Annotated in this window: 24 protein-coding genes and 1 pseudogene; 5 read left to right on the forward strand and 20 right to left on the reverse strand. The window is 71.1% G+C overall.

The features are described from left to right. Positions 1-63: 63 nt before the first annotated feature. A complete protein-coding gene (locus BIU91_RS16880) occupies positions 64-1,506 on the reverse strand; it encodes a sugar porter family MFS transporter (RefSeq protein WP_051596806.1) in 1,443 nt (480 codons plus the stop codon). 319 nt (positions 1,507-1,825) lie between these two features. On the opposite strand from BIU91_RS16880, the gene BIU91_RS19060 reads away from it, so the two are divergent. Then, positions 1,826-2,449: a M23 family metallopeptidase gene (locus BIU91_RS19060; protein WP_084769868.1), complete on the forward strand. Its 624-nt coding sequence runs from the start codon at positions 1,826-1,828 to the stop codon at positions 2,447-2,449. A 76-nt stretch (positions 2,450-2,525) separates the two neighbouring features. Here BIU91_RS19060 and BIU91_RS16890 read toward each other — a convergent pair whose 3' ends face one another. From BIU91_RS16890 to rplS, 9 genes are all read right to left on the reverse strand, one after another. Continuing rightward, on the reverse strand, positions 2,526-3,458 hold the full coding sequence (locus BIU91_RS16890; protein ID WP_084741415.1) for a tyrosine recombinase XerC: 933 nt from the start codon (positions 3,456-3,458) through the stop codon (positions 2,526-2,528). A gap of 25 nt (positions 3,459-3,483) precedes the next feature. After that, positions 3,484-4,719 (reverse strand): DNA-processing protein DprA, encoded by a 1,236-nt coding sequence (gene dprA, locus BIU91_RS16895; RefSeq protein WP_071406377.1) that lies wholly within the window; start codon positions 4,717-4,719, stop codon positions 3,484-3,486. Further along, the gene (locus tag BIU91_RS16900) at positions 4,719-6,242 is read right to left on the reverse strand and encodes a YifB family Mg chelatase-like AAA ATPase (RefSeq protein WP_084741418.1); all 1,524 of its coding nucleotides are present in this window, start codon (positions 6,240-6,242) and stop codon (positions 4,719-4,721) included. Before BIU91_RS16900 ends, dprA begins: the two co-directional genes overlap by 1 nt. Further along, on the reverse strand, positions 6,239-6,616 hold the full coding sequence (locus BIU91_RS16905) for a YraN family protein (RefSeq protein WP_253183794.1): 378 nt from the start codon (positions 6,614-6,616) through the stop codon (positions 6,239-6,241). Before BIU91_RS16905 ends, BIU91_RS16900 begins: the two co-directional genes overlap by 4 nt. Before the next feature lie 163 nt (positions 6,617-6,779). Further along, complete coding sequence (locus BIU91_RS16910; RefSeq protein ID WP_017888250.1) at positions 6,780-7,130, reverse strand: Lsr2 family protein; 351 nt, start codon at positions 7,128-7,130, stop codon at positions 6,780-6,782. A 117-nt stretch (positions 7,131-7,247) separates the two neighbouring features. Then, positions 7,248-7,571 carry a DUF2469 family protein gene (locus tag BIU91_RS16915; protein WP_017888251.1) on the reverse strand — a complete coding sequence of 108 codons (324 nt, stop codon included), beginning with the start codon at positions 7,569-7,571 and terminating at the stop codon, positions 7,248-7,250. Positions 7,572-7,616: 45 nt separating this feature from the next. Continuing rightward, positions 7,617-8,324, reverse strand: coding sequence for a ribonuclease HII (locus tag BIU91_RS16920; protein ID WP_071406379.1), 708 nt, complete (start codon positions 8,322-8,324; stop codon positions 7,617-7,619). Next, positions 8,321-9,064 carry a signal peptidase I gene (lepB, locus tag BIU91_RS16925; protein ID WP_027465880.1) on the reverse strand — a complete coding sequence of 248 codons (744 nt, stop codon included), beginning with the start codon at positions 9,062-9,064 and terminating at the stop codon, positions 8,321-8,323. The genes BIU91_RS16920 and lepB overlap by 4 nt, the downstream gene beginning before the upstream one ends. Before the next feature lie 123 nt (positions 9,065-9,187). After that, positions 9,188-9,544, reverse strand: a complete 357-nt coding sequence (rplS, locus tag BIU91_RS16930; RefSeq protein ID WP_017888254.1) for a 50S ribosomal protein L19 — start codon at positions 9,542-9,544, stop codon at positions 9,188-9,190. A gap of 168 nt (positions 9,545-9,712) precedes the next feature. Between rplS and map the strand changes: the two genes are divergently transcribed. Beyond that, entirely contained in the window at positions 9,713-10,504 is a 792-nt protein-coding gene (map, locus tag BIU91_RS16935; RefSeq protein WP_071406380.1) for a type I methionyl aminopeptidase, read from the forward strand. Positions 10,505-10,653: 149 nt separating this feature from the next. Here map and trmD read toward each other — a convergent pair whose 3' ends face one another. The 8 genes from trmD to aroA all read right to left on the reverse strand — a co-directional run bounded on the left by trmD (position 10,654) and on the right by aroA (position 20,272). Then, complete coding sequence (gene trmD / locus BIU91_RS16940) at positions 10,654-11,346, reverse strand: tRNA (guanosine(37)-N1)-methyltransferase TrmD (RefSeq protein ID WP_027465882.1); 693 nt, start codon at positions 11,344-11,346, stop codon at positions 10,654-10,656. Positions 11,347-11,351: 5 nt separating this feature from the next. Next, entirely contained in the window at positions 11,352-11,897 is a 546-nt protein-coding gene (rimM, locus tag BIU91_RS16945) for a ribosome maturation factor RimM (protein WP_171907871.1), read from the reverse strand. A 19-nt stretch (positions 11,898-11,916) separates the two neighbouring features. Further along, positions 11,917-12,153, reverse strand: a complete 237-nt coding sequence (locus BIU91_RS16950) for an RNA-binding protein (protein ID WP_017888258.1) — start codon at positions 12,151-12,153, stop codon at positions 11,917-11,919. Between the two features lie 3 nt (positions 12,154-12,156). After that, on the reverse strand, positions 12,157-12,570 hold the full coding sequence (gene rpsP / locus BIU91_RS16955) for a 30S ribosomal protein S16 (protein ID WP_071406381.1): 414 nt from the start codon (positions 12,568-12,570) through the stop codon (positions 12,157-12,159). Between the two features lie 164 nt (positions 12,571-12,734). Beyond that, on the reverse strand, positions 12,735-14,870 hold the full coding sequence (locus BIU91_RS16960; RefSeq protein WP_071406382.1) for an FAD-dependent oxidoreductase: 2,136 nt from the start codon (positions 14,868-14,870) through the stop codon (positions 12,735-12,737). A gap of 4 nt (positions 14,871-14,874) precedes the next feature. Continuing rightward, complete coding sequence (locus BIU91_RS16965; protein WP_071406383.1) at positions 14,875-15,738, reverse strand: SDR family oxidoreductase; 864 nt, start codon at positions 15,736-15,738, stop codon at positions 14,875-14,877. An 83-nt stretch (positions 15,739-15,821) separates the two neighbouring features. After that, entirely contained in the window at positions 15,822-17,000 is a 1,179-nt protein-coding gene (locus tag BIU91_RS16970) for an acyl-CoA dehydrogenase family protein (protein ID WP_071406384.1), read from the reverse strand. After that, positions 16,997-20,272: a 3-phosphoshikimate 1-carboxyvinyltransferase gene (gene aroA, locus BIU91_RS16975; RefSeq protein ID WP_071406385.1), complete on the reverse strand. Its 3,276-nt coding sequence runs from the start codon at positions 20,270-20,272 to the stop codon at positions 16,997-16,999. Before aroA ends, BIU91_RS16970 begins: the two co-directional genes overlap by 4 nt. A 119-nt stretch (positions 20,273-20,391) precedes the next feature. Between aroA and BIU91_RS16980 the strand changes: the two genes are divergently transcribed. The 3 genes from BIU91_RS16980 to BIU91_RS16990 all read left to right on the forward strand — a co-directional run bounded on the left by BIU91_RS16980 (position 20,392) and on the right by BIU91_RS16990 (position 24,183). Further along, entirely contained in the window at positions 20,392-21,531 is a 1,140-nt protein-coding gene (locus BIU91_RS16980; protein WP_171907874.1) for a glutamate--cysteine ligase, read from the forward strand. Positions 21,532-21,745: 214 nt separating this feature from the next. Continuing rightward, positions 21,746-22,849 (forward strand): hypothetical protein, encoded by a 1,104-nt coding sequence (locus tag BIU91_RS16985; RefSeq protein WP_139196579.1) that lies wholly within the window; start codon positions 21,746-21,748, stop codon positions 22,847-22,849. Positions 22,850-22,935: 86 nt separating this feature from the next. After that, the gene (locus BIU91_RS16990; protein ID WP_071406387.1) at positions 22,936-24,183 is read left to right on the forward strand and encodes an ATP-binding protein; all 1,248 of its coding nucleotides are present in this window, start codon (positions 22,936-22,938) and stop codon (positions 24,181-24,183) included. A 122-nt stretch (positions 24,184-24,305) separates the two neighbouring features. Here the strand turns inward: BIU91_RS16990 and BIU91_RS16995 are convergent, their stop codons facing one another. Beyond that, positions 24,306-25,685: an MFS transporter gene (locus tag BIU91_RS16995; RefSeq protein ID WP_071406388.1), complete on the reverse strand. Its 1,380-nt coding sequence runs from the start codon at positions 25,683-25,685 to the stop codon at positions 24,306-24,308. Positions 25,686-25,903: 218 nt separating this feature from the next. After that, positions 25,904-26,533 (reverse strand): annotated as a pseudogene (gene ribA, locus BIU91_RS17000) (GTP cyclohydrolase II); the annotation flags it as partial. Between the last annotated feature and the right edge of the window lie 10 nt (positions 26,534-26,543).

Raw genomic sequence — 26,543 nt, forward strand, 5'->3', positions numbered from 1 at the left:
GACGTGATCCGGGCCTCCTGTCCGGCGATCCGTGCGGAACGGACGCGGTACGCGACCGGCCGATCAGGCCTTGGCGTCCACCGTGTCGCCGTCGGCGGAGATGCCCATCTCCTCGAGCGAGCGGCCCTTGGTCTCCGGGATCTTGGCGATGACGAAGAACAGCGACAGCAGCGCGAACAGCGCGTAGATGCCGTAGGTGACCGTCAGGTTGAAGCCGGACAGCACCGGGAACGAGATCGTCACGATGAAGTTCGCGATCCAGTTGGCGGCCGAGCCGATGCCGAGCGCCGTGGCGCGGATGCGGTTCGGGAACATCTCGCCGAGCAGGACCCACATGAGCGGACCCCACGTGGCGCCGAAGGACACCACGAAGAGGTTCGCGAAGATCAGCGCGATGACGCCCCACGAGCCGGGGAGGCTCGGGCTGCCGTCGACGATCGTCGCCTGCGAGAACGCGATGGCGACCATGGTGAGCGAGACGAACATGCCCGCCGAACCGGCGACGAGCAGCGGCTTGCGGCCGACCTTGTCGACCAGGAAGATCGCGATGAAGGTCACGGCGACGTTGACCACCGAGGTGATCGTGGAGATGAGGAACGAGTCCTCCTCCTTGAAGCCGACGGCCTGCCAGAGCGTCGTCGAGTAGTAGAAGATCACGTTGATGCCGACGAACTGCTGCAGCACGGCCAGGATGATGCCCACCCAGACGATCGGCTGGAGCCCGAAGCGGTTGCCCCGGATGGACCCCTTCTTCTCGTTGGCTTCCTTCTCGATGCCGTCCTGGATCTCCTCCAGGCTCGTGTTCACGGTGTCGCGCGGGACGATCTTGCCCATCACGACGCGCGCATCGTCAGCACGGCCCTTGGTGAGCAGGTAGCGCGGGGACTCCGGCAGCGTGATCGCCAGGACGCCGTAGACGACCGAGGGGATCACCCCGACCAGGAACATCCAGCGCCAGGCGGCCAGGCCCCAGACCTCGGCCGAGGCGCTGCCCGCGGTGACGGCGAACAGCTGGTCGGACAGGAGCGCGGCGAAGATACCGAGCGTGATCGCCAGCTGCTGGAACGAGGCCAGCCGCCCGCGGATCGCCTTCGGGGAGACCTCGGAGATGTACGCCGGCGCGATGACCGAAGCGGTACCGATGCCGAGACCGCCGACGAGACGCCAGATCACGAGGTCCCACGTCGCGAACGCGAACGCCGAACCGATCGACGAGACGAAGAACAGCACGGCGGCCCAGAACATGATCCGGGTGCGGCCGTAACGGTCGGCGAGGCGGCCGGCGAAGTAGGCGCCGAACGCGCAACCGATCAGGGCCGATGCGACCGCGAAGCCGCTGGCCGCGTCGGAGAGGTTGAACTCGCCCTTGATCGCGTCGACGGCGCCGTTGATGACGGACGAGTCGAAGCCGAACAGGAAGCCACCGACCGCCGCCGCGATGGCGAACAGGGTGACCTTCCCCTTGAACGCACGGTCTTCGCCGTGCCCGGTGGTCGTGGTGGACACGATGCTCCTGGGTTCTGCCGCCGTGCAGTTGTGCAGCACGGTGCCCCGGCGGTCGGCTGGTTCGCCGTCCGAGCGGCGTTGCGTGTTCCGGAGCGGCCCCGACTGTACTCCTCGCTCGGGATCTGGTCATAACCGGGGCATGATCGGGACGGCGCGGGGCTTGCGCGCCGACGCGGAACGACACTGTCGCCGTCGTACGACGTCGGTTCTGTCGTTTCCGTCCTCGGCACGTTCCTCCCCAAGCCTGGAGGCGCGACTCCCCCTCCACGGATCGCCCACGCCCGCCCCGGGGCCGGGTTCCACCGCCCAGGCTGGGGACATGCGATCGAACGCACGTCCCGTCCTGCTGTCCGTGGTGTGCGCGGCGGTGCTGAGCGGGACCGTGCTAAGCGGGACGGTGCTGGGCGGGACGGCGGTGTTCGGAGCCGGGGCGTCGGTGGGCTCCGAGGTGTCGGTGGGCTCCGGGGTGTCGGTGGGCTCCGGGGCGTCGGTGGGCACTGCCACCGATTCGGGCCGGGTCGAGGCTCGCTGGGTCTGGCCCACCGGATCGCGGGTGGTCGAGCGCGCCTGGGAAGCGCCGTCCTCGGACTACGCCGCCGGCCACCGGGGCCTCGACGTCCCGGCCGCCCTCGGCAGCACCGCCTTGGCGGTGGACGACGGCACCGTGGCGTTCGCCGGCGCGGTCGGTGGCCGCACCGTCGTGACGATCGACCACGGCGACGGACTGGTCAGCACGCTCGACTCGGTGACGCCCCTGGTCGCCGCCGGCGACGAGGTCGTGCAGGGCGCGGCGGTCGGGCGCGTCTCGGTCGGGCACTGTCCGGCGTCGGCGCCGTGCCTGCACCTCGGTGCTCGCGTCGACGGTCGCTACGTCGACCCGATGGCGTACCTGCCACCAGCCGAGTGGCCGGTCCTCCTGCCCGAGTCGGCCTGGCCCGGATGAGCGAAGCCCCCCGGAGGCCGACCGAAACTGACCGGAAACTGACCGGGCACCGACCGGGACGCACGTCGGCCAGCCGTCAGGCGCGCGGGTGCGCTGTCCGGTAGACCTCGCGCAGCCGCGCCGACGACACGTGCGTGTAGATCTGCGTCGTGCCGAGGCTGGCGTGACCGAGGAGTTCCTGCACCGCGCGCAGGTCCGCTCCCCCGTCGAGCAGGTGCGTCGCCGCGGTGTGCCGGAAGGTGTGCGGCCCGCTCGGGCCCTCGCCCGGCAGGTCACCGAGCAACCGCGCCACCACGCGGTAGGCACTGCGGACGCCGAGTCGGGCGCCACGGTCGCCGAGGAACAGCGCCGTGCCTGCCGGTCCCTCCGACCGTGCGACGAGGGCGGGCCGTCCGCGCTCGAGCCACGCCTCGAGTGCGTCCCGTGCCGGCACCCCGAACGGCACCACGCGTTCCTTCCCGCCCTTGCCGAGGACCCGCACGGTCAGGCGTCCGCGATCGACGTCGGTCACGTCGATCCCGACGAGTTCGCTGACCCGGATCGCCGCCGCGTACAGGAGCTCGACGAGGGCCAGGTCCCGCAGCGCCGTCGGGTCGTCCGTCGCCGCCCGGGCACCGAGCCCGTCGAGCAGGACGCGCACCTGATCGGCCGACACGACGCGGGGAAGGTGCGCCCCGCCCTTCGGTGCACGGAGCCGGACCCCCGCGTCGGTCGTCGTCACCCCGGTCTCGCTCGCCCACCGCGTGAACGCCCGCACGGACGAAGACCGCCGAGCGATCGTCGACCGGGCGAGCCCCCGGTGGTCGGCGTCCCACAGCCAGTCACGCAGGAGCTCGAGCTCGACGTCGGCGACGCGGTCGACCCCTCGGGTGTCCGCGAACGCCACGAGCTGCTCGAGGTCGTTGGCGTACGCGCGCAGGGTCTGCTCGCTGAGGCCCCTCGCGTGCCGGGCGTGCCCGAGGAAGGCGTCCACCGCCACGACCAGTCGACCGTCCGTCCGCGCAACCACGACGTCAGCGTACGGCTGTCGACCGTCATGCCCGGCCCCACCCGCCGCCGCTCGCGACGACGAGTCCCTGCAGCTGCGCCAGGGCGAGCGCGTCGGCGACGTCGGCCGTCGACATGCCTGCCCGACGGGCGATCTCGGCCTCGGGCAGAGCGCGACGGCCGAGCGCGTCGAGCACCCGGAGCACCTCGGGGTCCTGCCGACCGGACAGGAGCGGTTCGTCCGGCACCGCTCCCCCGCTCGTCCCGGTCGCCGGTCTCGCCGCCGCGACCGGATCCCCGGGGTGCACGACGATCTGCGCCCGTCCCTGTGCGATGAGCCGGTGGCACCCGACCGATGCCGAGGACGCGAACGCTCCCGGGACCGCGAACACCGGCCGGCCGAGCTGCGCTGCGTGGTGGGCGGTGTTGAGCGCCCCGGACCGGGCGCCGGCCTCGACCACGACCGTGACGTCGGCCAGCGCGGCGATCAGCCGGTTCCGCGCGAGGAAACGCCACCGCGTCGGTCGCGTCCCCGGTGCCGACTCGGCGAGCAACGCCCCCTGCCGCGCCACGTTGTGGAGCAGCTGCGCATTGCCCACCGGGTAGAGCTGGTCGATGCCACCGGCCAGGACGGCGACCGTGGGCGTCCCGGCGGCGACGGCGACACGGTGCGCCACCGCGTCGATTCCGTATGCGCCCCCGCTCACGATGAGGAATCCCGCGTCCGCCGCCGTCGAGGTGATCTCCGCCGCGGCCTCGGCACCGGCCACCGTGTTCGCCCGGGACCCCACGACCCCCAACGCCGGCATCCCCTCGCCGAGGCGTGCACCCGTGCTGCGCGTCCAGAGGACCACCGGGGCGTGCGGCCCGAGGTCATCCATCGCGGGCGGCCACCCGTCGCTCTCGGGGACCAGCAGTCCGGCTCCGACCGCACCGGCCGCCGCGAGCACGTCGCCCACCTCGACAGCGGCCAATCGGGGCCGCCACCGTTCCACCGCGGTCTGCAGCACGCCGAGCAGCACCGCTGGGTCCTCCGCACCCGGCACCTCGGCGTCGACGCAGCATCCCAGCAGCGAATCGAAGTCTCCGTCCGCGGCGAGCAGCACCGCACCGAGCGCACGCTCCGGTCCGAGGCCGGTGAGGAGCTCGCCGGCGACGGAGTCCCCCGGTTCGACGATGGCCGACCAGGCGACCCGTGCCGCGGCCTGCACCGGATCCACCGCGACACCGCTGGGCCCGAGCAGGCGCGCCACGGTGTCGAGGAGCTCCGTGCCCGCCGGCATCACAGCGCGCTCCGCAGGGCCAGGGCGCCGCGGACGTGCGCGCCCGTGGGCCGCTCCACCGCGTCGAGGTCGGCGAGCGTCCACGCCAGTCGCATCACACGGTCCCACCCGCGCATCGTCAGGGTCCCGAGGTCGAGTGCGCGGTCGAGGTCCGCCGTCGACCCGGGTTCGATGCGTCCCTCGGCTCGGAGCCACGTCCCGGTGACCTCGGCATTCCGCGTCCATCCTGTGCCGTGCAGTCGCTCCGCCATGCGGGCTCGTGCTGCCGCGACCGCCACACGCGCGACCGCCGTCGTCGGGGTGCTGCCGTCCGCGTCCCGCATCCGACCCGTCGTCACCCGGGGCACCAGCACCCGGATGTCCATCCGGTCGAGCAGCGGCCCGGACATGCGGCCGAGGTACCGGCGGACGGTGCTCGGTGAGCACTCGCACGGCTGCCCGTGCGCACCACCGGCGTTGCCGCACGGACAGGGGTTCGCCGCCAGGACGACCTGGCAGCGTGCGGGGAACTCGGCCGCCCCAGCCGCACGGTGGATCGTGATCCGCCCGGACTCGAGCGGTTGCCGGAGCGCGTCGAGCACGGCCCGCGGGAACTCCGGCGCCTCGTCGAGGAACAGGATGCCCCCGGTGGCGCGCGACACCGCTCCGGGGCGCAGAACCCCGGACCCACCGCCGATGAGCGACACCGCCGACGCGGAGTGGTGCGGGGCTTCCCACGGTGGCTTCGTGCTCCACGACGCGGGGCCCAGCCCGGCGACGGACCGGACTGCGGCGACCTCGAGCGCGGTCTCGTCGTCGAGGTCGGGCAGCAACCCGGGCAGCCGTTCGGCGAGCATGGTCTTGCCCGCGCCCGGCGGACCGAGCAGGAGTGCGTGGTGTCCACCGGCGGCCGCGGCGATGAGTGCTCGGACGCCGACCGGGTTCCCCACGACGTCCGACAGCTCGGCCACGGGACGCGGCACAGCCGTGACCGGGACCGGCAGCACCGGGTCGACCTCGACCGTCGGCAGGAGTGCCCCGGCGTCGATCGCCGCCGCCCGCAACGAATCCACGCCCCGGATCCGGACCCCGCCGACCACGCGGGCCTCGGTCAGGTTGCCGACGGGCAGCACGACGCGGTCCACACCGGCGTCGCGCGCGGCGATCAGCATCGGGATCACGCCGGGGACCGGACGCACCCGCCCGTCGAGGCCGAGTTCGCCGATGTAGACGATGCGCTCCGAGACATCCGGCGCGAGACCGGCACCGGCGAGCACGGCCATCGCGATGGCGAGGTCGAACCCCGAACCGCGTTTCGGGATCGCCGCAGGGGTCAGGTTCACGGTGATCCGGCGGGCGGGCAGCGGACACCCCGCGTTCGCCGCCGCGGATCGCACACGTTCCCGTGCCTCACCCAACGAGGTGTCGGGCAGACCGATGATGCTGAACGCCGGGAGCTGACTGGTCAGGTGCGCTTCGACCTCGATCCGGCGACCGGTGACCCCGAGCAGCGCGACCGCGGCAGCGCGACCGATGCCCGTCACAGCACACCCGCCAGGTGCTCGACGACGGTGCGGGGACCGTCGACGTGGACCGCGACGACGTCCACCCGGACCGCGCGCGCCGAGACCTCGGGATGCGCGTCGAACCACTCGGGCACAAGTCGCCGCATCCGGGTGAGCTTCGCCGCCGTGATCGCCTCGAACGGGTGACCGGTGGCGGCTCCGGAACGGGTCTTCACCTCGATGAAGGCGAGCGTGCAGGAATCCCACGCGACGATGTCGATCTCAACGCGGGCACATCGCCAGTTCCGCTCGAGCACGCGGAATCCCCGGGCTTCGAGCCAGGCCACCGCTCGTTCTTCACCGAATCGTCCGAGTCGGCCGTTCCGGAGCGACCGCCCCGGTGCTCGTTGCACGTCTTGTTCCATGTCGTTGCCTCCACGACAACGATCTCCGGAACGCACACACCGATCGGCGGAGCCGGAGAGTCTGTGGAATCAGTGCGGGCGAATTGCCCCTGTGGAGGAAAGAAGAAGGACCCGGGCGATCGAGATCACCCGGGTCCTGCTGCGACGAGCGTCAGTGCGCTGCTGCGTAGGCTTCCTGCACCTGCGTCGAGATGCGCCCGCGGGAGGAGACCTCGTACCCGTTCTCCTTGGCCCACTCGCGGATCTTGCCGAGTTCTTCGGAGTTGCCGCGCTTCGGGGCGGACTTCGGCGCGGAACCGCCGCCGGTGCGACGACCGGAGACCTTGCGCGCTGCGGCGATGTAGTCGGAGATCGCCTCGCGGAACTTGTCGACGTTGTCGTTCGACAGGTCGATCTCGTACGACGAGCCGTCGAACGCGAATTCGACCGTCCGGCCTTCACCGGTGGTGATGGGGGAATCGTCGAGGTCGTCGACGAGCTGGACGGTGACCTTCTGTGCCATGGGGTGCTCCTGTTCGTGGGGCGGTTATTTCCCCATCAGAATAGCGCGCACAATTCCCCGGCGGTCCGGATCAGCGGCGATTCATCGAGAAAGAAGCAGGAGAAAGGAAATTGACGATCACTCGTCGAGTGCGAGTTCCTTCGGCAGTTCGAGTTCGCGCGTCGTGAGTTCCTCGACATTCACGTCCTTGAACGTGAGTACCCGGACACCCTTCACGAACCGGTCGGAACGGTAGACGTCCCAGACCCAGACGTCGTTCATCGTCAGTTCGAAGTAGAAGTCGTGCTCCGTGTCACGGCGCACGAGTTCGACCTCGTTCGCCAGGTAGAAACGGCGCTCCGTCTCGACCACGTAACGGAACTGCGACACCACGTCGCGGTACTCGCGGTACAGGGCCAGCTCGACCTCGCGGTCGTAGTCGTCGAATTCGTCCTCATCCATTGCGCCCACAGTCTACGGCGACGGAGGCCCGTGCGGACGACGGGCTCAACCGGCGAGGGCGTCGAGTTCGTCGAAGCCGTCCAGTGCGACCCTCGAGGCCTGGTGCAACCAGGACTTCCGGTGCAGCGCGTGCGCCCCGATCGCCCGGATCGCGTCGTAGTGCGCCGTCGACCCGTAGCCCTTGTTCGACAACCACCCGTAGTGCGGAGCCTCGTCGTGCGCGGAGATCATGAGCGCGTCACGAGCGACCTTGGCCACCACGGACGCCGCGGCCACCGAGGCGCAGTCGCGGTCGGCCTTGACCCGGACGACGACCTCGAGCGGGTCGGCGGCCGGACGGAGCGACGCGGGCAGCGCACGGCTCAACCAGTCGAACGAGCCGTCGAGCACCACCACCGCGCCGTCGAGGGACACCCCGTCGGCGACCAGGGAGCCGAGCGCCTGCGCACCGGCTGCACCGAGAGCGGGCACGATGCCCTGCTGGTCGACGAAGTCCGCCGAGGCCATGCCGACCGCCGTGCGCGCCCAGCGCTGCACGACGGGCACGAGGTCGGTGCGGCGCGCTTCGGACAACAGCTTCGAGTCCGCGAGCCCCTGGGGCACACGACCGATGTCGAGCGTCACCGCGGCCACACCGACGCCGACCGGACCGGCGATGGCTCCACGGCCGACCTCGTCCATGCCGATGACCGTCACGCGGCCCTCGGCGAGCAGACGTTTCTCGACCCGGAGCGACGGACGGACGGCGGTCACTCGTCGCGCTCCTCCACGCCGGCGAACACCTCGGGGTGGTCGTCGAGCCACGTCCAGCGGCTCGCCGGCCACGAGATGACGAACGCGCGACCCGTGACGTCGGACATCGGGACGAAGCCCTTCGACGGGGTGTCGCCGTTGTACCGGGAGTCCTTCGAGTCGTTCCGGTTGTCGCCCATCACCCAGATGGTGCCCTTCGGCACGGTGACCGAGAAGTCGGTCGCCGAGGCCGGGGCGCCGGCGGGGAGCTTCAGGTACGGCTCCTTGATCGGCACACCGTTCACCGACATCTGCCCGAGGTCGTTGCAGCAGGACACCTTGTCACCGGGCAGACCGATGACGCGCTTGATCAGGTGGTCGTCGCTGTCACCGGTGCCGAGACCGACCTGGGTCAGTGCCCAGTCGATGGCCTTCGCGGGCTGGGTGTCCGGCGTGACGCTCGGCACCTCGGACCCGGTGAGCCAACCGCCCGGGTCCTTGAAGACGACGACGTCTCCCCGCTTCAGTGCCACGGCGCCGGGGACGAGCTCGTTCACGATGACGCGGTCGTTGATTTGGAGCGTGTTCTCCATCGACGCCGACGGGATGTAGAACGACCGGATCAGGAACGTCTTCACCAGGAACGACACGAGCAGTGCCGCGATGAAGATGATGACGAGGTCGCGGAGGAATGTGAGGACACCGTTCCGTTGCTTCTCGGCACGTGGCCTGCGCCCGGAATCCTCTGTCGTGTCCGTCATTTTCGCTCTCGTTCGAACCACTGACTCCCCGCAGATGGGAAGAGCCCCCCGTCGATGCACAACCGTACATGGACGAGGGGCTCGCAGCGGCGTCCGGCTCGCGGACGTTCACTGTGAAGGCGATCAGGCGTCGCGCTTCTCCTTGATCTTGCGGCGGGCCGCCTTGCCGCGGAGCTCGCGCAGGTAGTAGAGCTTCGCACGACGGACGTCACCCTTGGTGACGATCTCGATGTGGTCGATGATCGGCGAGTGCACCGGGAACCAGCGCTCGACGCCGACCTGGAAGCTCACCTTGCGGACCTTGAAGGTCTCGCCGATGCCGTGGCCCTGACGGCCGATGACGACTCCCTGGAAGACCTGGATACGCGAGCGCGTGCCTTCGATGATGTTGACGTGCACCTTGATGGTGTCGCCGGGACGGAAGTCCGGGACGTCGGTACGCAGCGATGCTGCGTCGACGTTGTCGAGGAGCTGGCTCATGGTGGGTTTCACTCTCTGCGGACGCGCACGGGTCGCCGCGGATCGAAGGTTCGGAAAGTGGTGGTGCGTGCCCGGTGTCGGCGACTCCCCCGTGGCAGAGTCCAGCCAGGGCACAGCGTTCAATACTGCCACAGAGAGCGCGGGAGACAAAACGACGAGGATGGACCCATGATCGAACTCCGCACCCCCGCCGAGCTGGACGGACTCCGCGTCGCCGGCCGGTTCGTGGCCGACGTCCTCGACGAACTGCTCGAGACCGTCGACGTCGGCGTCAACCTGCTCGACCTCGACCGTGTCGCGGCCCGGATGATCGCAGAACGCGGGGCGGAGAGCTGCTACGTCGACTACCACCCGTCGTTCGGCATGTCGCCGTTCGGCAAGAACCTCTGCACCTCGGTCAACGACGCCGCCCTGCACGGCCTGCCGCACGACCGCACCCTGCAGGACGGCGACCTGGTGAGCCTGGACTTCGCCGCGAGCGTGGACGGCTGGGTCGCGGACTCCGCCGTCAGCGTCCAGGTCGGCACGCCGCGCGACGAGGACCAGGCACTGATCGCCACGGTCGAACGGGCACTGGCCGCCGGCATCGCCCAGGCGGCTCCCGGCAACAAGCTCGGCGACGTCTCGCACGCCATCGGTCACGTGGCGCACCAGGCCGGCCATGACGTGAACCTGCAGTTCGGCGGGCACGGCGTCGGTCGCACCATGCACGGGGACCCGCACGTGCCGAACGACGGCCGTCCGGGTCGCGGCCTGAAGCTCCGACCGGGTCTGGTCGTCGCGATCGAGCCGTGGCTCATGCAGACGACCGACGAGCTCTACCAGGACGACGACGGCTGGACGCTGCGCAGCGTCGACGGCTCGCGTGCCGCGCACGTCGAGCACACGGTGGCGGTCACCGAGGCCGGCCCCGAGGTCCTGACCCTGCGTCGCGCCCAGCGCGCCGACCCGACCGTCTGACGGACTGGAGGCGCGGTGCGGGCCCGCCCCGTGCCTCCAGGCAGACCCGGCGGGGCCGGGTTTCGTGCTCAGCGACAGTTCACGCGGAACGAACCGCGAGGAGTGTCGCTCAGCCCGAAACTCGTCCAGCCGGCAGACGCGCCAGCAGGTCAGGCAGGCGGCAGCAGGTCCGGACGGACGCGCCGCGTCCGCTCCAGCTGCTGCTCGTGCCGCCAGGCACCGACGCGGGCGTGGTGCCCGCTGAGCAGGACGTCGGGGACGTCGAGGCCGCGCCACGACGCGGGCTTGGTGTACGAGGGGTACTCGAGCAGACCGTCCTCGTGGGACTCCTCGACCAGCGACTCGGGGTTGCCGACGACGCCGGGGACGAGTCGTCCGACGGCCTCGATCATGGCCATCGCCGCGACCTCGCCGCCGTTCAGCACGTAGTCGCCGAGCGAGAGCTCGACGACGGTGGCGCGCGACGACGCCCACTCGAAGACGCGGGCGTCGATGCCCTCGTACCGCCCGCAGGCGAACACGAGGTGCTCCGACGTCGACGCGAGCGACCGAGCGATCGACTGCGTGAAGGGCGTGCCGGCCGGCGTCGGGACCACCAGGGTCGACGAGCCGTCGGGGCGGAAGAGCGCCTCGAGCGCCTGCGCCCACGGCTCCGGCTTCATCACCATGCCGGCGCCACCGCCGTACGGGGTGTCGTCGACGGTGCGGTGCCGGTCGGTGGTCCACGACCGCAGGTCGTGCACGTGCAGGTCGAGGAGACCGCCGGAGCGGGCCTTGCCGAGCAGGGACACATCGAGCACGGAGAAGAACTCCGGGAAGATCGTGACGATGTCGATCCGCACGGGGACTAGTCCGTGACCGTCTCGGGGCGCGAGGTGTCCTCGGGGTCTTCGAACAGGCCCTGCGGGGGCGTGACCGTGACGGTGCCGGCCGCGATGTCGACCGCCGGCACGATGGCCGAGACGAACGGCACGAGGACCTCGCCGCGGGACGGCGTGTCGATCGCGAGCAGGTCCTGTGCGGGCATGTGGTCCACGCGGGCGACCGTGCCGACCTCGACGCCGTCACGCAGGACCTTGAGCCCGACGAGCTGGTGGTCGTACCAGGCGTCGTCCTCACCGGTCTCGGCGTCGGCGTCCTGCTCGACCCAGAGGATGATGCGAGCCAGGGACTCGGCCGCGGTGCGGTCGTCGATCCCGGCGAAGAACGCGACGGGGTGACCGTTGTACCAGCGGAGTTCGTCCAGCTCGAGGGTCTTGCCCGACCACGGTGAGTCGTCGGGGACCTGGAGCGTGAAGGTGGCGCCCGGGGTGAACCGACGATCCGGGTCGTCGGTGTAGAGCTCGAGCTTGATGCCGCCCTTGAGCCCGTGCGCCTTCGTGATTCGACCCACCCGGAGCTGGGTCGTCTCCCTAGGAATCGGTGTCCACCACGTCGACCCGCACGCGCTTGCCGTCGGCCAGGGCCGTGACGAGCGTGCGGAGCGCCTTGGCGGTGCGCCCGGCGCGACCGATCACGCGGCCGAGGTCCTCGGGGTGCACGCGCACCTCGAGGACCTCGCCGCGTGGGGAGGTGGAGCTGGCGACGCGCACGTCGTCAGGGTGATCGACGATCCCCTTGACGAGGTGCGTCAGCGCGGATTCGAGCAAGGACTACGCCTCGGTCGTCTCGTCGGCGGTCTCGGCGTCGTCGGCCTTGGCGGCGGGAGCCGTCTTCTCCGACTTCGGCTTGAGCACGGCCTTCTTCGAGGAGTCGACCTGGAAGGCCAGCTTCGGCTCGGCGACCTTGACCTTGGACTCGGTGTCCTTCTCGCCCTTGAACTTGGCCCAGTCACCGGTCAGCTTGAGGAGGGCCGCGACCTGCTCGGTCGGCTGCGCGCCGACGCCGAGCCAGTAGAGCGCACGCTCGGACTCGATCTTGATGACCGAGGGCTCCTCGGTCGGGTGGTACTGACCGATCTCCTCGAGGACACGACCATCGCGCTTGGTGCGCGAGTCGGCGACGACGATGCGGTAGTAGGGCGCACGGATCTTACCGAGACGCTTCAGACGGATCTTGACAGCCACAATTGCTCCTGTTTGCTTTCGTTGTGGTTGAACTGGAACCGCGGGCGTGGGGGCACACACGGCGAAAGCTCGAGAGAGATCGCTCACAGCTGGATAGAGGGTCGAGCTGCGGCGATTCGACCGTTCATTCTTGCAGATTCCCGGCCGTGATGCGAGCCGACTCGCTACGGCGCGAGCCGCCGCACCGCTTCGAGGGCCTCGGACGTCGCCCGGACCGCGTCCACGCTCCGCGCGTCACGCGCGCCGCCGACGACGGCGTACGGCACGCCGGCGGCCTGGAGGCCCGTCACGAGTCCGTCAGGCGCGTCGCCCTCGGCGTCGGTCGCGCGCTCCTGCCCGGCGCAGACCACGACGGTGTCCGCCGGGACGCCGACCTCGTCCCCGTACTCGTCGCGGATCCAGAGCACCCCGGGTTCGATGCGCAGGTACTCCTGCACGCCGCCGACCATCCGCACCCCGGCATCCCGCAGCCGGCCGATCGCGACCCAGCGCGAGGTGATGCCGATCCCCTGGCCGAACTTGCCCGAACGCCGGAGCACCGTCACCTGCGACCCCGGTCGGGTGGTGCGCCGTGCCGCGGGGAGGCGCTGCGGCACGTCGCCGACGAGCTCCTCGGACACGTCGAGGTCCCACCGGGCCGCGAACTCGGCGGCCCGGACGACCTCGTCGGGCGACTCGGTCAGGAACGCCGCGGTGTCCACGCCGATGCCGCCGCCGCCGATGATCGCGACGGTGCCCTCGGGTACGCCGTTCCGCAGGGCCTGCTCGTAGGACAGCACGTGCGGCAGGTCGCTGCCGGGGACGTCGATGCTCCGCGGGACGACCCCGGCCGCGAGCACGACGGCGTCGCTGTCGACGAGGTCCCGAGCCGTCGCCGGGCGTCCGAGGTGGATCGTGGCGCCCCGCTCCGCGAGCTCGGCGCGGGCGGACCGCACCGTGGCGGCGTAGTCCTCCTTCCCCGGGACGAGTGCGGCGAGGCCGAACTGGCCGCCGAGGCGGTCGGAGGCCTCCCAGACGGTGACGTCGTGGCCCCGACGTGCGGCGTCCACCGCGGCGGCGAGCCCGGCCGGTCCGCCACCGACGACGTCGACGCGCTTCGGGTCGGTGGTCGGGCGAGCGGGGAACGCGACCTCGCGGGCGGCACGGGGGTTCACGAGGCAGGACACCGGTGCGCCGATGATCGAACGGTCGAGGCACGCCTGGTTGCAGCCGATGCAGGTGTTCACCAGGGCGAACCCGCCCGCGAGCGAGCGCGACACGATGGCGGGGTCGGCGAGGAACGGCCGGGCGAGGGCGACGGCGTCGATGGTCCCGTCGGCGAGGACGGCCTCGCCGTCGCGCAGGTCCGTCATCCGGTTCGAGGCGATCACGCGGACGTCCGGGTACGGGGACGCGCGCACCACCGCGGCGATCCGTGTCGCGTACGCCAGCCAGGCCCCGTGCGGCACCGAGGCCTGCACGGTCGGGGTGCGGGACTCGTGCCAGCCGATGCCCACCGAGATGCCGTCGAGTCCGAGCGGCAGCAGATCGTGCACGAGCGCGTCGACCTCGTCCTCGGTCGACGAGCCGGGCATCAGGTCGGCGCCGGACAGCCGGATCGTCACGGCGAGCTCGGGCACCGCGGCGCGCACGGCCCGGACGACCTCGATCGCGAAGCGCCGACGCCGTTCCGCGTCACCGCCCCACTCGTCGTCGCGCAGGTTCGTCAGCGGCGACTGGAACTGGTTGATCAGGTACCCCTCGGACGCCATGATCTCGACGCCGTCGAACCCGATCGTGCGGGCGGTGCGGGCCGCGGCGGCGAAGTCCTCGATGGTCCGCTCGACCTCGGCCGACGTCAGCGCGGTCGGCACCACACCGCGGGCGGCCGCCCACGGCAGGGCCGAGGGCGCCACCACGCGCTGCGGGTCGCCGTGCCGGTCGACCATGCCCGACGCGAGCGCGTACCGCCCGGCGTGGAACAGCTGCGCCAGGATGGTCCCGCCCTCGTCGTGCACGGCGTCGACCGCCACCCGGAACCGCTCGTCGGCTCCCCCGACGCCGAACACCGCGAAGTCCGGACCTCCGCGGGCCTCGTCGTTCACCGCGATGCCGCCGGTGATGATGCACGCCGCTCCGCCGGCCGCCCGTTCGCGGTAGAAGGCGGCCATGCCGGCTCCACCGTCGTCGTGTACCTCGAGCCCGGTGTGCATCGACCCCATCACCACCCGGTTCGCCAGGTGCAGGGGGCCGAGGGTCCAGGGTGACGCGACGGTCCGGAGGGACTCCGGCACGACGGGGGCGGAAGCGACGCTGCTCATGCGCCTATTCTGCGGTGTCCGCGCCCGGAGCGTCGGCCGGCAGCACCGCGTCGCGGAGGGGCGACGTCGTGTCCGACCAGTACGGCGGGGCGATGACCGTCAGCCCGCCGTCGACCGAGAGCACCTGCCCGGTGATGTACCCGGCCTTGTCCGACAGCAGGAAGTCGACGGCGTCGGCCATGTCGTCGGCCGTCCCGGGGCGCTGCAGCGGGAGCTTCTCGAGGACGGTGTCCATCGGCGCCTGCCCGGGGACCTTCGTGTAGAAGTACTCGAGCGAGTCGGTGTCGATGAGGCCGCCGTTCACCGCGTTGACCGTGATCTGACGCGGACCGAACTCCACCGCCATGTACTTCATGTACGCCTCGCTCATGGCCTTGGCGGCACCGAGTGCGGCGTAGGTCGGGAATGCCCGGAGTGATCCGTACGAGGTCACGACGACGATGCGGCCACCCCGGTCCATGAGTTCCGCGGCGCGCTGGGCGCCGAGCACGAACGAGCGGGCGTTCGTGGCGTAGCTGCGGTCGAGGTGGTGCAGCTTGAGGTCGGCGACGGGCTTGAACGCGCTGGCGGCGGCGTTCGCGACGAACATGTCGAGGCGTCCGTAGGTGTCGCGCACCAGGTCGAACAGGGCGTCGATCGACTCCGGCTGCTCGATGTCGACCTGCGCCGTGATGCCGTCGCCGCCGGCCGCCCTGACGTCGGCCAGGGACTCCTCGGCCAGGTCGGCGTTGCCCTTGTACGTCACCACGACGGTGACGCCGCGCTGGCCGAGCTTCTGCGCGAGCAGGCGGCCGATGCCGCGCGAAGCGCCGGTGATCAGTGCGATGGGCGAGCTGAGCGCGATGGGTGCGTTGGTGCTGTCGGTCACTGCGGTCCTTTGCGTGCGTGGGGACGGACGGGAGGCGCGGGGCGGGCCCGCCACGGGCCTCCAGTCCGGTGGTTGGTTGCGGTCTAGAACCCGGCCTTGCCGGTCACGACGGCGCGGCCGACGACCAGCTTCTGGATCTCGTTGGTGCCCTCTTCGAAGCGCTGCGCGCGTGCGTCGCGGTAGACGCGCTCGATGGCGTTGCGCTTCCAGTAGCCCTGCCCGCCGTGCACCTGCAGGGCCTTGTCGGTGACGCGCGCGAGCATGTCGACGGCGACCATCTTCGAGGCACTGGACAGGGTGCCGGCGTCGGGACGGTCTTCCTCGTAGGCGCGAGCGGCCTCGAGCACCAGGGCGCGTGCTGCGGCGATGTCGGCGTAGTTCTCGGCCAGGTAGAACTGGATCGCCTGGCGGCTGGAGAGCTGCTTGCCGAACGTCTCACGCTTGTTCGCGTACTCGACGGCGAGCTCGTTCGCCCGCTCCGCGAGCCCGACGGCGCTCATCGCGACGGACACCCGGCTCGGCAGCAGGAAGCCGCCGAGCGCGACCTCGAGACCCTGGCCCTCGGCGCCGAGCAGTGCACTCGCCGGCACGGGCACGTCGGTGAAGCGCAGGATCGCGTGGTCGGTGCCGCGGATGCCCATGGTGTCGGAGTCGTCGATCACCTCGGCACCCGGCAGCCCGTTGTTCGGCATGAGGAACGCGACCGTGCCGTCCTGGCCGCTCGTCCCCTCGAGGCGGGCGGCGATGAGCCAGTAGTCGGCCTTGACGCCGAAGGTGATGAGGTGCTTCTCGCCGTTCATCACGTAGGTGTCGCCCTCGCGCCGGACGGTCGTGCGGATGTCCGCTCCGGTGCCCGCGGTGGCCTCGGTCAGGGTGAACGCGACGAGCGTGTCACCGGCGACGGACGGCTTGACGACCCGCTCGATCTGCTCCGGCGTCGCGTAGGGGGCCATCGCGCGCCAGGTGCCGTTGATGACGTGCACGAGCATGCGGATGGAGGCGTGCGAGCGGGAGACGACCTCCATGATCTCGAGGTAGCGCGAGAACGGGATCGCCCGTCCGCCGAGCTCCGTCGGGGCGGCGAGGCTGAGCCACCCGTTCTCCTTCAGCTCCTGGAACAGCTCGGGGGCGACCCGGCCGGTGCGCTCGATCTCGTCCGCCCACGCCTCGCCGCGGCCGCGGACCCACTCGGTGACCTCGGCCTTGAGCTGCTGGAAGGCGGCTTCGTCGAAGCCCGTGCTCGTCTGCTCGACGATCGTCATCGTGTCTCGTTCTCCTTCGTCGCGACGAGCGCGGCCGCCTGCTCGCGCAGGATGTTCTTCTGGACCTTGCCGACCGCGTTGCGCGGCAGCTCGGTGGTGTACTCGAGTCGTTCCGGCCAGTAGTACTTGCTCACGCCGGCCGTGTCGAGGTACTGCTGCATCCCGGCGAAGTCGAGCGGCTCCTCCGCGCGGGCGTTCACGACCCAGGCGCAGGCACGCTCACCGAGCCGCTCGTCCGGCATCGCGACGATCGCGACGTCCGTGACCAGCGGGTGCTGGTACAGCAGGTTCTCGATCTCGACGACGGGGATCTTCTCGCCGCCGCGGTTGATGACGTCCTTCACCCGCCCGGTGATCGACAGGAAGCCCTTCTCGTCGACCTTCGCCAGGTCGCCGGTCCGGTACCAGCCGTCCGCGGTGAACACGTCGTCGGTCAGGTCCGGGCGGTCGAGGTAGCCCGCGAACATCGTCGGCGAGTGCAGCTCGAAGTTGCCCTCGGTCCCGGCGGGCAGCTCGATCCCCGCGTCGTCGACGATGCGGATCGCGATGCCCGGCAGCGCCCGGCCGTCGTGCCCGTAGGCGTCGGCGGGGTCGTCGCTCGGGCTGGACAGGGCCCCGAGACACGTCTCGCTCGTCCCGAAGGCGCCGAGGATGGCGCTGCCGAGCACCGTGCTCGCCCGCTGAGCCAGTGCACGGGGTACCGCGGCGCCCGTCGGCACGAAGATCCGGAGCGACTCGGGCTGTGGAGCACCGGCCTCGACCAGGTCGACGAGGTCGGTCAGGAACGGTGTCGCGCACTGCACGAAGGACGCCCGGGCGACGCCGAACGCCTGCTCGAGTGCGACGCGGCCGTCCCACACCGGCTGGATGACCTGCGGGGCACCGAGCCGGAACGCCAGCAGCATGCCGTACAGGAACCCGGTCTGGTGGGCGAGCGGCGACGGGATGTAGATGCGGTCGGCGCTGGTCAGCCCGGACTGCGCCACGTGCATGGCGGTCGCGAGCCCGAGCGTGCGGTGCGGGTGCTGCACGCCCTTCGGCTCCCCCGTGGTGCCGGAGGTGAAGAGCAGCTGGCACACGTCATCCGGGCCGGGAGCGTGCGACGCGATCTCGTCGACGTCGACGTGCACGGCGGCGAGGGCGTTCTCGAAGTAGCGCCAGTGCCAGTCGCTCGCCACGACCCGTTCCAGGGCGTCGGCGGGCAGCGGCGGCTGGTTCGTCGGGGTGTCCCCCTGCCCGCGGGCCTCGGCGCGGAGCACGATGACGTGCTCGAGCGACAGGCGACGGTCCTGCGCGGCGGCCTCGTCGATGACGTCGAGGAGTTCGAGCGCTGGACGGCGCTTCCGGAACACGTTCGGCAGGAAGACCACACGGGCCTTCGAACGCGCCAGCGTCATCGTGGTCTCGCGGGGACCGAACACCGGCATGATCGGGGTCGCGACGGCGCCGATCTGGATCGCACCGAGGGTGATCGACACGAACTCGCGCCAGTTCGGCAGCTGCATCGCGACGGATTCGCCCGTGCGCACGCCGAGTTCGAGCAGCAGGGCGGAGACCCGGTCGGCCTCGTCCTGCAGCTCCTTCCACGTGGTGTTCGCGGGGGTCGCACCGCCGACCTCGATCACTGCGAGGCCGTCGGGGTCGGTCTGCGACAGGGCGCGGACCCGCTCGCTCAGGACGAGCGGATCGGCGTCGACGCCGGCGAGCTCGGGCACGGCGACGGCGGGCTGCGGGGCGGCGGGCTGCGGGGCGGCGGGCTGCGGGGCGGCGGGCTGTGCGGTGACGGGCTGCGGGCCGGCGGGCTGCGCGACCGGCTGGTCGGTTGGTTCGGGCGCCGCAGACGTCTCGAGAGGCGTGCCCAGGTGCGTGCGGACCCCGTCGGCCTCGGCGGCGTCGATCCGGTCGTCCCGCGCCACCTGGGCCGCGAGCCGGTCACCGACGGACATGTCGAGCCCGACGGAGTTCATCGCCTCGAGGAACGTCGGGTAGGAGATCCGGTAGGCACGGGGGTAGGTCAGGCCGGACACCCCGTCGGCACCCGAGGCCGCGACCGCGAGCGACATCAGCACGCGGTGGTCGTTGAACGAGGACATCGGCGCTCCGTGCAGCCCGGCCGCACCGACACCGGTGACGCGCAGCTCGTCCGCACCCTGCTCGGCACGGCCGCCCATCCGGTTGAGCTGGAGCATCGCCGCCACGCGGTCGGACTCCTTCAGCCGGATGTGCGCCACGTTCCACAGTCGGCTCGTGCCCTCGGCGAAGGTCGCCATCGTGGACAGCACGGGCAGCAGGTCCGGGATCGGACGGCAGTCGACGTCGAGCGGCCGGAGCGGGGACCCGTCGTGCTCGATCCGGACGAAGCCGGTCTCCTCGTCGATCCGCATCGGGACGCCCATCGCGGTCGCGAGGTCCAGGAACTCGCTCTCCGGGTGGTCGGTCTCGGCCGTCGTCGTGGCCGTCATGCCCCGCAGCAGCACGTTCGACTCGCGGGTGCCGGCCGCCGCGATGCCGAACGCTGCGGAGCCGATGTCGGGCGGGATGACGTAGTCGTGCGGGGTGGCCTGCTGGCCCGCCGGGATCCGGTACTCGAGCCAGTCGTCGGAGACCTCCACCGTCAGGCCGAACTGCCGCATCATCCGCACGGTGAGCTCGACGTAGGGCTGCTCGTTGAGCCGCCCGCCGGTGATGTGGATCCGGGTCTCGTGCTCGGCGAACGGCGCCACGAGCAGCAGCCCGGACACCCACTGCGACAGGGTGCCGGCGATCGTCACGTCACCGCCGCGCGGACGCTTCGGCTGCACGGTGACGGGCGGGCAGTCGTTCGTCGCCTCGAGCTCCACCCCCATCTGCATCAGCGAGGTGAGCAGCGCCTTGATCGGCCGGCGCTGGAAGTACTTCATGCCCGACAGGGTCATCGGGCGGTCGGCCAGCGAGGCGAGCCCGGTCATGAAGTAGAGCGTGGTGCCCGAGGACCCCATGTTGAGCAGTCCGTCGGCACCGCGCGAACCGTGGTCCACGACGTCGGTCGCCTGGTACCGGCCGCCCAGCCCGGTCACGTGGTACGCGTTCCCGCGACGCTTGACGTCGACGCCGAGGGCGCGGAGCGTGCCCACGGTCCACTCCACCTGTCGCGTCGCGCTCACCCCGGAGACGACACTCGTCCCCTTCGCGAGCGACGCGAGCACCAGCGCGCGGTGCGCGTGGTACTTCGAGACCGGGATGTCGAGTTCTCCGACGAGCGGGGCGTTCGTCCCGCGCACCACCAACTGCATGCGTACCTCTTCCCTGTAGGAACATTTCAACGGTACGCCCACAGTGGAACTAGTTGCAGGACGATCCGCACGATCGGGACAACGCTTCGTTGTGCGTGTCCGACAAGGACCCGGGCAGGATGGACGGCATGGACATCCGCTTCACCGAGTCCCGCCCGTCGACCATCGGCGTCGAGTGGGAACTCCCCCTGGTCGACCGGTCGACCGGCGACCTCGCTCCCCGCGCCCCCGCCGTCATCGCCGCCGTGCACGAGCGGCTCGGCGACCACGACCGCGTCACCGAGGAGCTGCTGACCAACACGGTCGAGGTCGTCTCGAGCGTCCACGACCGCGTGGGGGCTGCGACGAGCGAGCTGTCCGGCATCATCGGCGAGGTCATCGACGCCGCCGAACCGCTCGACGCCCAGGTGATGTGCTCGGGCACGCACCCGTTCGCGGTGTGGGACCAGCAGGAGATCACCCCGGACAGCGAGCACTACACGACCCTGATCGACCGCACCCGCTGGTGGGGACGCCAGATGCTCATCTGGGGCGTGCACGTGCACGTCGGCATCGACGACCGCGACAAGGCGGTCCCGATCATGAACGCGATGCTCGCCTACGTCCCGCACCTGCAGGCGTTCACCGCCTCGAGCCCGTTCTGGGGCGGCACCGACACCGGGTACGCCTCGAACCGCGCCCTCATGTTCCAGCAGCTCCCGACCGGCGGGCTCCCGCCGCAGCTCGGCGCCTGGGCGAACTTCGAAGAGGTCGTCGGCGACCTCACGCACACCGGCGTCATCGACGGCGTGAAGGACCTGCGCTGGGACATCCGCCCGTCGCCGGGTTGGGGCACCCTGGAGAACCGGGTCTCCGACGGCATCTCGACCCTGCACGAGGTCGGCGCCGTCACCGCACTCGTGCAGTGCCTGGTCACCGCCTGCTCGGACCGGCTCGACGCCGGTGAGACCCTGCCCACCATGCAGCCGTGGTTCATCCGCGAGAACAAGTGGCGCGCGGCCCGCTACGGCATGGAGGCCGAGATCATCACGAACGTCGCCGGCGACGAGCGGCTCGTGACCGACGAGGTGCACGACCTGGTGCAGCGGCTCGACCCGATCGCCGAACGGCTCGGCTGCCTCGACGAGCTGCACCACCTCGACACGATGATCGAGCGCGGCGCCTCGTACCAGCGGCAGCTGCAGGTCGCGCAGGAGAACGGCGGCGACCTGCGCGAGGTCGTCCGCCACCTGGTGACGGAGTTCCGCGAAGCGCTCTAGCCGCGACCGGCCCGAATCGGGCGTACCTGGTCGAATCGGGCGTACCTGGTCGTTCCTCCCGACCAGGGACGCCCGATTCCACTTTCCATCGCGCGTGCGATGGGAAGGAACGTCGCGGCGCGACCACGAACTGACGGGAGGCCCGGTGCCAGCTGGCACCGGGCCTCCCGTCCTGGGGGCATCGGCAGTCCACGGCGAACGCTACAGTTCCCCTGTGGCGGGGGAGGCAGCACAGCGCGGACCGGCGACGGTGATCCGTGCCGGCGCGCTCGTCGACGCCGGTCGACCGGAACAGGCACTCGCCGAGGTCAGGGCAGCCGAACACGACGAAGGCGAATCGATCGCCGGACAGCGCGTACGCGCCCTGGCGCTGCTCGCGCTCGACCAGCCGGACGCGGCGTGCGAAGCTGCTCGACGAGCGGTCGCTCTCGCGCCGGGTGACAGCACCTCCCTCCGCGTGCTGTCGACCGCCCTGCTCCGCTCTGGCGACCAGATCGGAGCCGTCGAGGCCGCCCGTCGTTCGGTCGCCGCGGACCCGGGATCGTGGCAGGCGCACGCTGCGCGAGTCGATGCCCTCTGGCTCGGCGAGCAGAACCGCTTGGAGGCGATGCGGGCGAGCTTCGAAGCCGTGCGCCTGGCTCCCACCGAACCGTTCGTGCACCGCCAGCACGGCGACCTCCTGCTCGCCGTCGGACGGCAACGGGAAGCGCAGGACGCGTACCGCCGGGGGCTCGCGCTCGCTCCGGAGGACCGAGGGGCACGGCACAACCTGGCGGTGGCACGGCTGCGGCACGGCCACGAGAGCGAGTCCGCGCTGGCATTCGCGGGCATCCTGTCGACGAACCCGACGGACGCCACAGCACTGCGGAACCTCATGATCGGCGTCGTCAACCCACTCGCCCGCATCAGGGTGGCCCTCGGCGGCGCGGCGGTGATCACCGCCCTCGGCTTCCTGGCGACGATCGACAGCGGGGATCCGGGGATGGAGCGCTGGGCGACCACCTTCCCGCCGGTGACCGCCCTCGCCGTGATCGCCTTCATCGCCCTCCGGTTCACCTCCGAGGCACGGCCTCGCCTCGCCTTCCTCGTCTCGGTCGCTCGACGAGCGGTACCGGGTTGGGGACTCGTGACGCTGGTCCTCGGTGGAGCAACCGCGATCTCGGCGACCGGGCTGTTCCTCCCACCGGTCGCCGCGCTCGTCGCGCAGGGTCTCGTGTTCGTCGGGGTCGTCATCGCGTCCGTCCTGATGAAGCGCATCCTGCGCGCCTTCCCGAGGACCCGCCCAGCGGTGCACGAGGACGACGATGACGACGGGTGACGAGCTCGCCCTCGCGACCGAACTGCGCCTGGCCTGACGCCGCGTCGCGCGACACCACCGAACCGACCGCTCCGAGAGGACTCCCGATGAACGACGACCCGGTCCACGACGACCCGGTGATCGGCGCGCTCCGACGCGCGGTCGACAGCGCACCCCACGACGTCGCACTGCGTGTCCACCTCGGTCGTCTGCTCCTCGAAGCCGGACGTCCGGCTGAGGCGACCGCCGAAGCGGCAGCCGCACTCGCCATCGCGCCGACCGACGCCGCGGCGGGCGCGCTCATGCTGGCGGTGCTGCGCCCGGGTGCCGCCACGGCACTCCCCGCGGACGCGCCGACCGACGCTCCCGCCGCTGGTGCGCCGTCCGACTTCGACTGGCACGCCGCGGAACAGCAGGTCGAGCACATCGTCGAACCGTCCTTCGTCGAGGACTCGGCTCCCGACCCGGACCTGCCGTCGGCGTTCTCGGTCGAGCCGTCGGAGGTCCGGTTCGGGGACGTGGGCGGGATGGAGGCCGTCAAGCAGCGGCTCACCGTCGCGTTCCTCGCCCCGCTCGCGAACCCCGAGCTCCGGGCGTTGTACGGCAAGAGCCTCCGCGGCGGTCTGCTGCTGTACGGCCCTCCGGGGTGCGGGAAGACGTTCATCGCCCGGGCTGTCGCCGGCGAGCTCGGCGCACGCTTCATGAGCGTCTCCATCACCGACGTCCTCGACCCCTACCTCGGCGCGAGCGAGCAGAACATCAGGGCGGTCTTCGAGGCCGCACGCGCCGCGGCTCCGTGCGTGGTGTTCTTCGACGAGGTCGACGCGCTCGGCCAGCGACGGAGCCAGACCCGCAGCTCGCACGTGCGCGGGATGGTGAACCAGCTGCTCACCGAACTCGACGGCGTCGACGGCGGGAACGAGGGCGTGTTCGTGCTGGCTGCGACGAACCAGCCGTGGGACGTCGACCCCGCGCTCCGTCGTCCGGGTCGGCTGGACCGGACGGTGCTCGTCCTGCCGCCGGACGCCCCGGCACGCGACGCGATCTTCCGCGGGCACCTCCGCGACCGACCGGTCGAGGGCATCGACGCCGCAGCGCTCGCCAAGCGGACCGAGGGCTTCTCCGGTGCGGACATCGCCTACGTGTGCGAGGTCGCCGCCGAGCACGCGCTCATGGACAGCATCACGACGGGCACTGCCCGGCTCATCGGGATGCCGGATCTGCTCGCCGCCCTGAGTGAGGTCCGGCCCTCCACGAGCGCCTGGCTCGAGACGGCGCGGAGCGTCGTCCTGTTCGGCGAGGACGACGGGACGTACGCCGACCTGCGGGCGTACCTCAAGAAGTCCAAGCGCTGAGTGACGGACAGGAGGCCCGGTGCCAGCTGGCACCCCTCCCTCGCAGGCTCGGTCGGCGCACCCCGCGCAACGCTTCGCGTCGCTGCTGAGCGGGGTGCGCCCGTTCGTCAGGTGGTCGCCGATCAGGCGTCGGCGATGTCCTTCGACTTCGTCTCGCGCACGAAGAGCAGCGCGACCAGCGTCACGAACGCCGCGATCGTCAGGTACAGGCCGACCAGGAAGATGTCGCCGTCCGGCTTCCAGAGCGCCAGCGCGATGGTCGGGGCGAGTGACGCACCGAGGATCGACGCGACGTTGTACGCGATGGCCGAGCCGGTGTACCGGACGTTCGTCGGGAACAGCTCGGGCAGCAGCGCACCCATCGGACCGAAGGTCAGCCCCATCAGCGAGAGCCCGACGATGAGGAACGTCACCACCGTGATCGGGCCGCTCGACGCCGCGAACCAGAACTGGAACGTCAGGCCGAACAGCGCGATGCCGATCGTGGTCGGGATGAGGGTCTTGCGGCGGCCGAACTTGTCGGCGAGCAGCCCCGCGATCGGGGTGAAGATGCCGAAGAACACGACACCGATCATGAGCAGGGTCAGGAACTCGCCACGGGTGTACCCGAGGCCGACCTTCGGGACGAGTGCGCTGGCCTCGGAGCCGGTCGTGCCGTACGACAGGGTGAACGTCGTCATGAAGTAGAAGAGCACGTACGTGGCGACCATGCCGAACGTGCCGACGATGACGGCCCGCCACGAGGTGCGGAACACCCGGCCGAGCGGGACCTTCGCCACCGTGCCGGACTCCTGCACACCGCGGAACACCGGCGACTCGACGAGCTTGAAGCGCACGTAGAGACCGATGATGACGAGCACGGCGGAGAGCAGGAACGGGATGCGCCAGCCCCACGCCTGGAAGTCGGCGTTCGGGGTGCCGTCGGCACCGGCGGGCATCGCTGCGTTGATCGCGATGAACAGGCCGTTCGCGAGCAGGAAGCCGATCGGGGCACCGAGCTGCGGCATCGAGCCGAACACGCCGCGCTTGCCCTTCGGCGCGTTCTCGGTCGCGAGCAGGGCCGCGCCGGACCACTCGCCGCCGAGCCCGACGCCCTGGGCGAAGCGCATCACGGCGAGCAGGACCGGGGCCCAGACGCCGATGGTGTCGAACGTCGGCAGGCAGCCGATCAGGAACGTGGCGGTGCCCATCACGAGCAGCGACGCGACGAGGGTGGTCTTGCGGCCGATCCGGTCACCGAAGTGCCCGAAGATGATCGACCCGACCGGCCGGGCGAAGAACGCCAGGGCGAAGGTGACGAAGGACGACAACTGCGAGGCCGTCGGGTCCTCGTTCGGGAAGAACAGCGTCGGGAAGACGAGCACCGCGGCGGTCGCGTAGACGTAGAAGTCGTAGAACTCGATCGACGTGCCGACGAGGCTCGCGATGACGACGCGGGAGCGCGGGTTGCCGGCGGGTGCCGGAGCGGAGGTGGGCGTTGCGGGTGCCGGGGCGGCGGTCATGACAGTGCGGGGTCTTCCGTGCTGCGTGCTCCCGACGGGGAGCACGAGGATCCGAAACGGCGGACACCGATCGGTTCGCGCGGGGTGGCGCGGGCACCGATCGGGTGCGTTCGGCTGAAGGGGGACCGCTTGTGACGGAAGCCCGATCATACGACAGATGTCGTCTGCCTGCGAATCAGCCCAGAGTCAGCTGGCGGAAGCGTCGGCCGCCTGCGCGCTCAGGCGCCCGCGCCGGCCCCCGCTTCGAGGTGCTCGGGCAGCTGGTGGCCCATCCGGTCGCGCTTCGTGTCGAGGTACCCGGCGTTCTGCGCCGAGATGCCGACGACGAGCGGCACGAGGGAGTCGACGGTGATGCCGTGCTCCTCGAGCTGGCGGCGCTTCTCCGGGTTGTTCGACAGTAGCCGGACCCGGGTGATGCCGAGGTCGGCGAGGATGCCCGCGGCGCCGCCGTAGGCACGGGAGTCGGCGGGCAGGCCGAGCGCGAGGTTGGCGTCGAGGGTGTCGAGACCGTCCTCCTGCAGGCGGTAGGCCTTGAGCTTGTTGATGAGGCCGATGCCGCGGCCCTCCTGCCCGCGCAGGTAGATGACCACGCCGCCCTCGGCCGCGATCGTGTCGAGCGCGGCGTCGAGCTGGGGGCCGCACTCGCACTTGAGCGAGCCGAAGGCCTCACCGGTCAGGCACTCGGAGTGCACCCGGACGAGTGCGCCGTCGGTGGGCATCGAGCCGTCCGGCAGGGTGCCGATGATCGCGACGTGCTCCGCGCTCGTCACGAGGTCGCGGTAGGCGCGCATCTGGAAGGTGCCGTGGGTGGTCGGCACGTTCGTCGACACCTCGAACTTGACCGGGCTCCCCGGCGTG

Origin of the sequence: Curtobacterium sp. MMLR14_002 (assembly GCF_001864975.1) — a bacterium.
GTDB classification, from domain to species: domain Bacteria; phylum Actinomycetota; class Actinomycetes; order Actinomycetales; family Microbacteriaceae; genus Curtobacterium; species Curtobacterium flaccumfaciens.

Coding starts and splice junctions, on each gene's coding strand:
- BIU91_RS19060 (WP_084769868.1), top strand. CDS start 1,826: ATGCGATCGAACGCACGTCCCGTCCTGCTGTCCGTGGTGTGCGCGGCG.
- dprA (WP_071406377.1), bottom strand. CDS start 4,719: ATGCCGGCGGGCACGGAGCTCCTCGACACCGTGGCGCGCCTGCTCGGG.
- BIU91_RS16910 (WP_017888250.1), bottom strand. CDS start 7,130: ATGGCACAGAAGGTCACCGTCCAGCTCGTCGACGACCTCGACGATTCC.
- BIU91_RS16915 (WP_017888251.1), bottom strand. CDS start 7,571: ATGGATGAGGACGAATTCGACGACTACGACCGCGAGGTCGAGCTGGCC.
- lepB (WP_027465880.1), bottom strand. CDS start 9,064: ATGACGGACACGACAGAGGATTCCGGGCGCAGGCCACGTGCCGAGAAG.
- rplS (WP_017888254.1), bottom strand. CDS start 9,544: ATGAGCCAGCTCCTCGACAACGTCGACGCAGCATCGCTGCGTACCGAC.
- map (WP_071406380.1), top strand. CDS start 9,713: ATGATCGAACTCCGCACCCCCGCCGAGCTGGACGGACTCCGCGTCGCC.
- BIU91_RS16960 (WP_071406382.1), bottom strand. CDS start 14,870: ATGAGCAGCGTCGCTTCCGCCCCCGTCGTGCCGGAGTCCCTCCGGACC.
- BIU91_RS16970 (WP_071406384.1), bottom strand. CDS start 17,000: ATGACGATCGTCGAGCAGACGAGCACGGGCTTCGACGAAGCCGCCTTC.
- aroA (WP_071406385.1), bottom strand. CDS start 20,272: ATGCAGTTGGTGGTGCGCGGGACGAACGCCCCGCTCGTCGGAGAACTC.
- BIU91_RS16980 (WP_171907874.1), top strand. CDS start 20,392: ATGGACGGCATGGACATCCGCTTCACCGAGTCCCGCCCGTCGACCATC.
- BIU91_RS16990 (WP_071406387.1), top strand. CDS start 22,936: ATGAACGACGACCCGGTCCACGACGACCCGGTGATCGGCGCGCTCCGA.
- BIU91_RS16995 (WP_071406388.1), bottom strand. CDS start 25,685: ATGACCGCCGCCCCGGCACCCGCAACGCCCACCTCCGCTCCGGCACCC.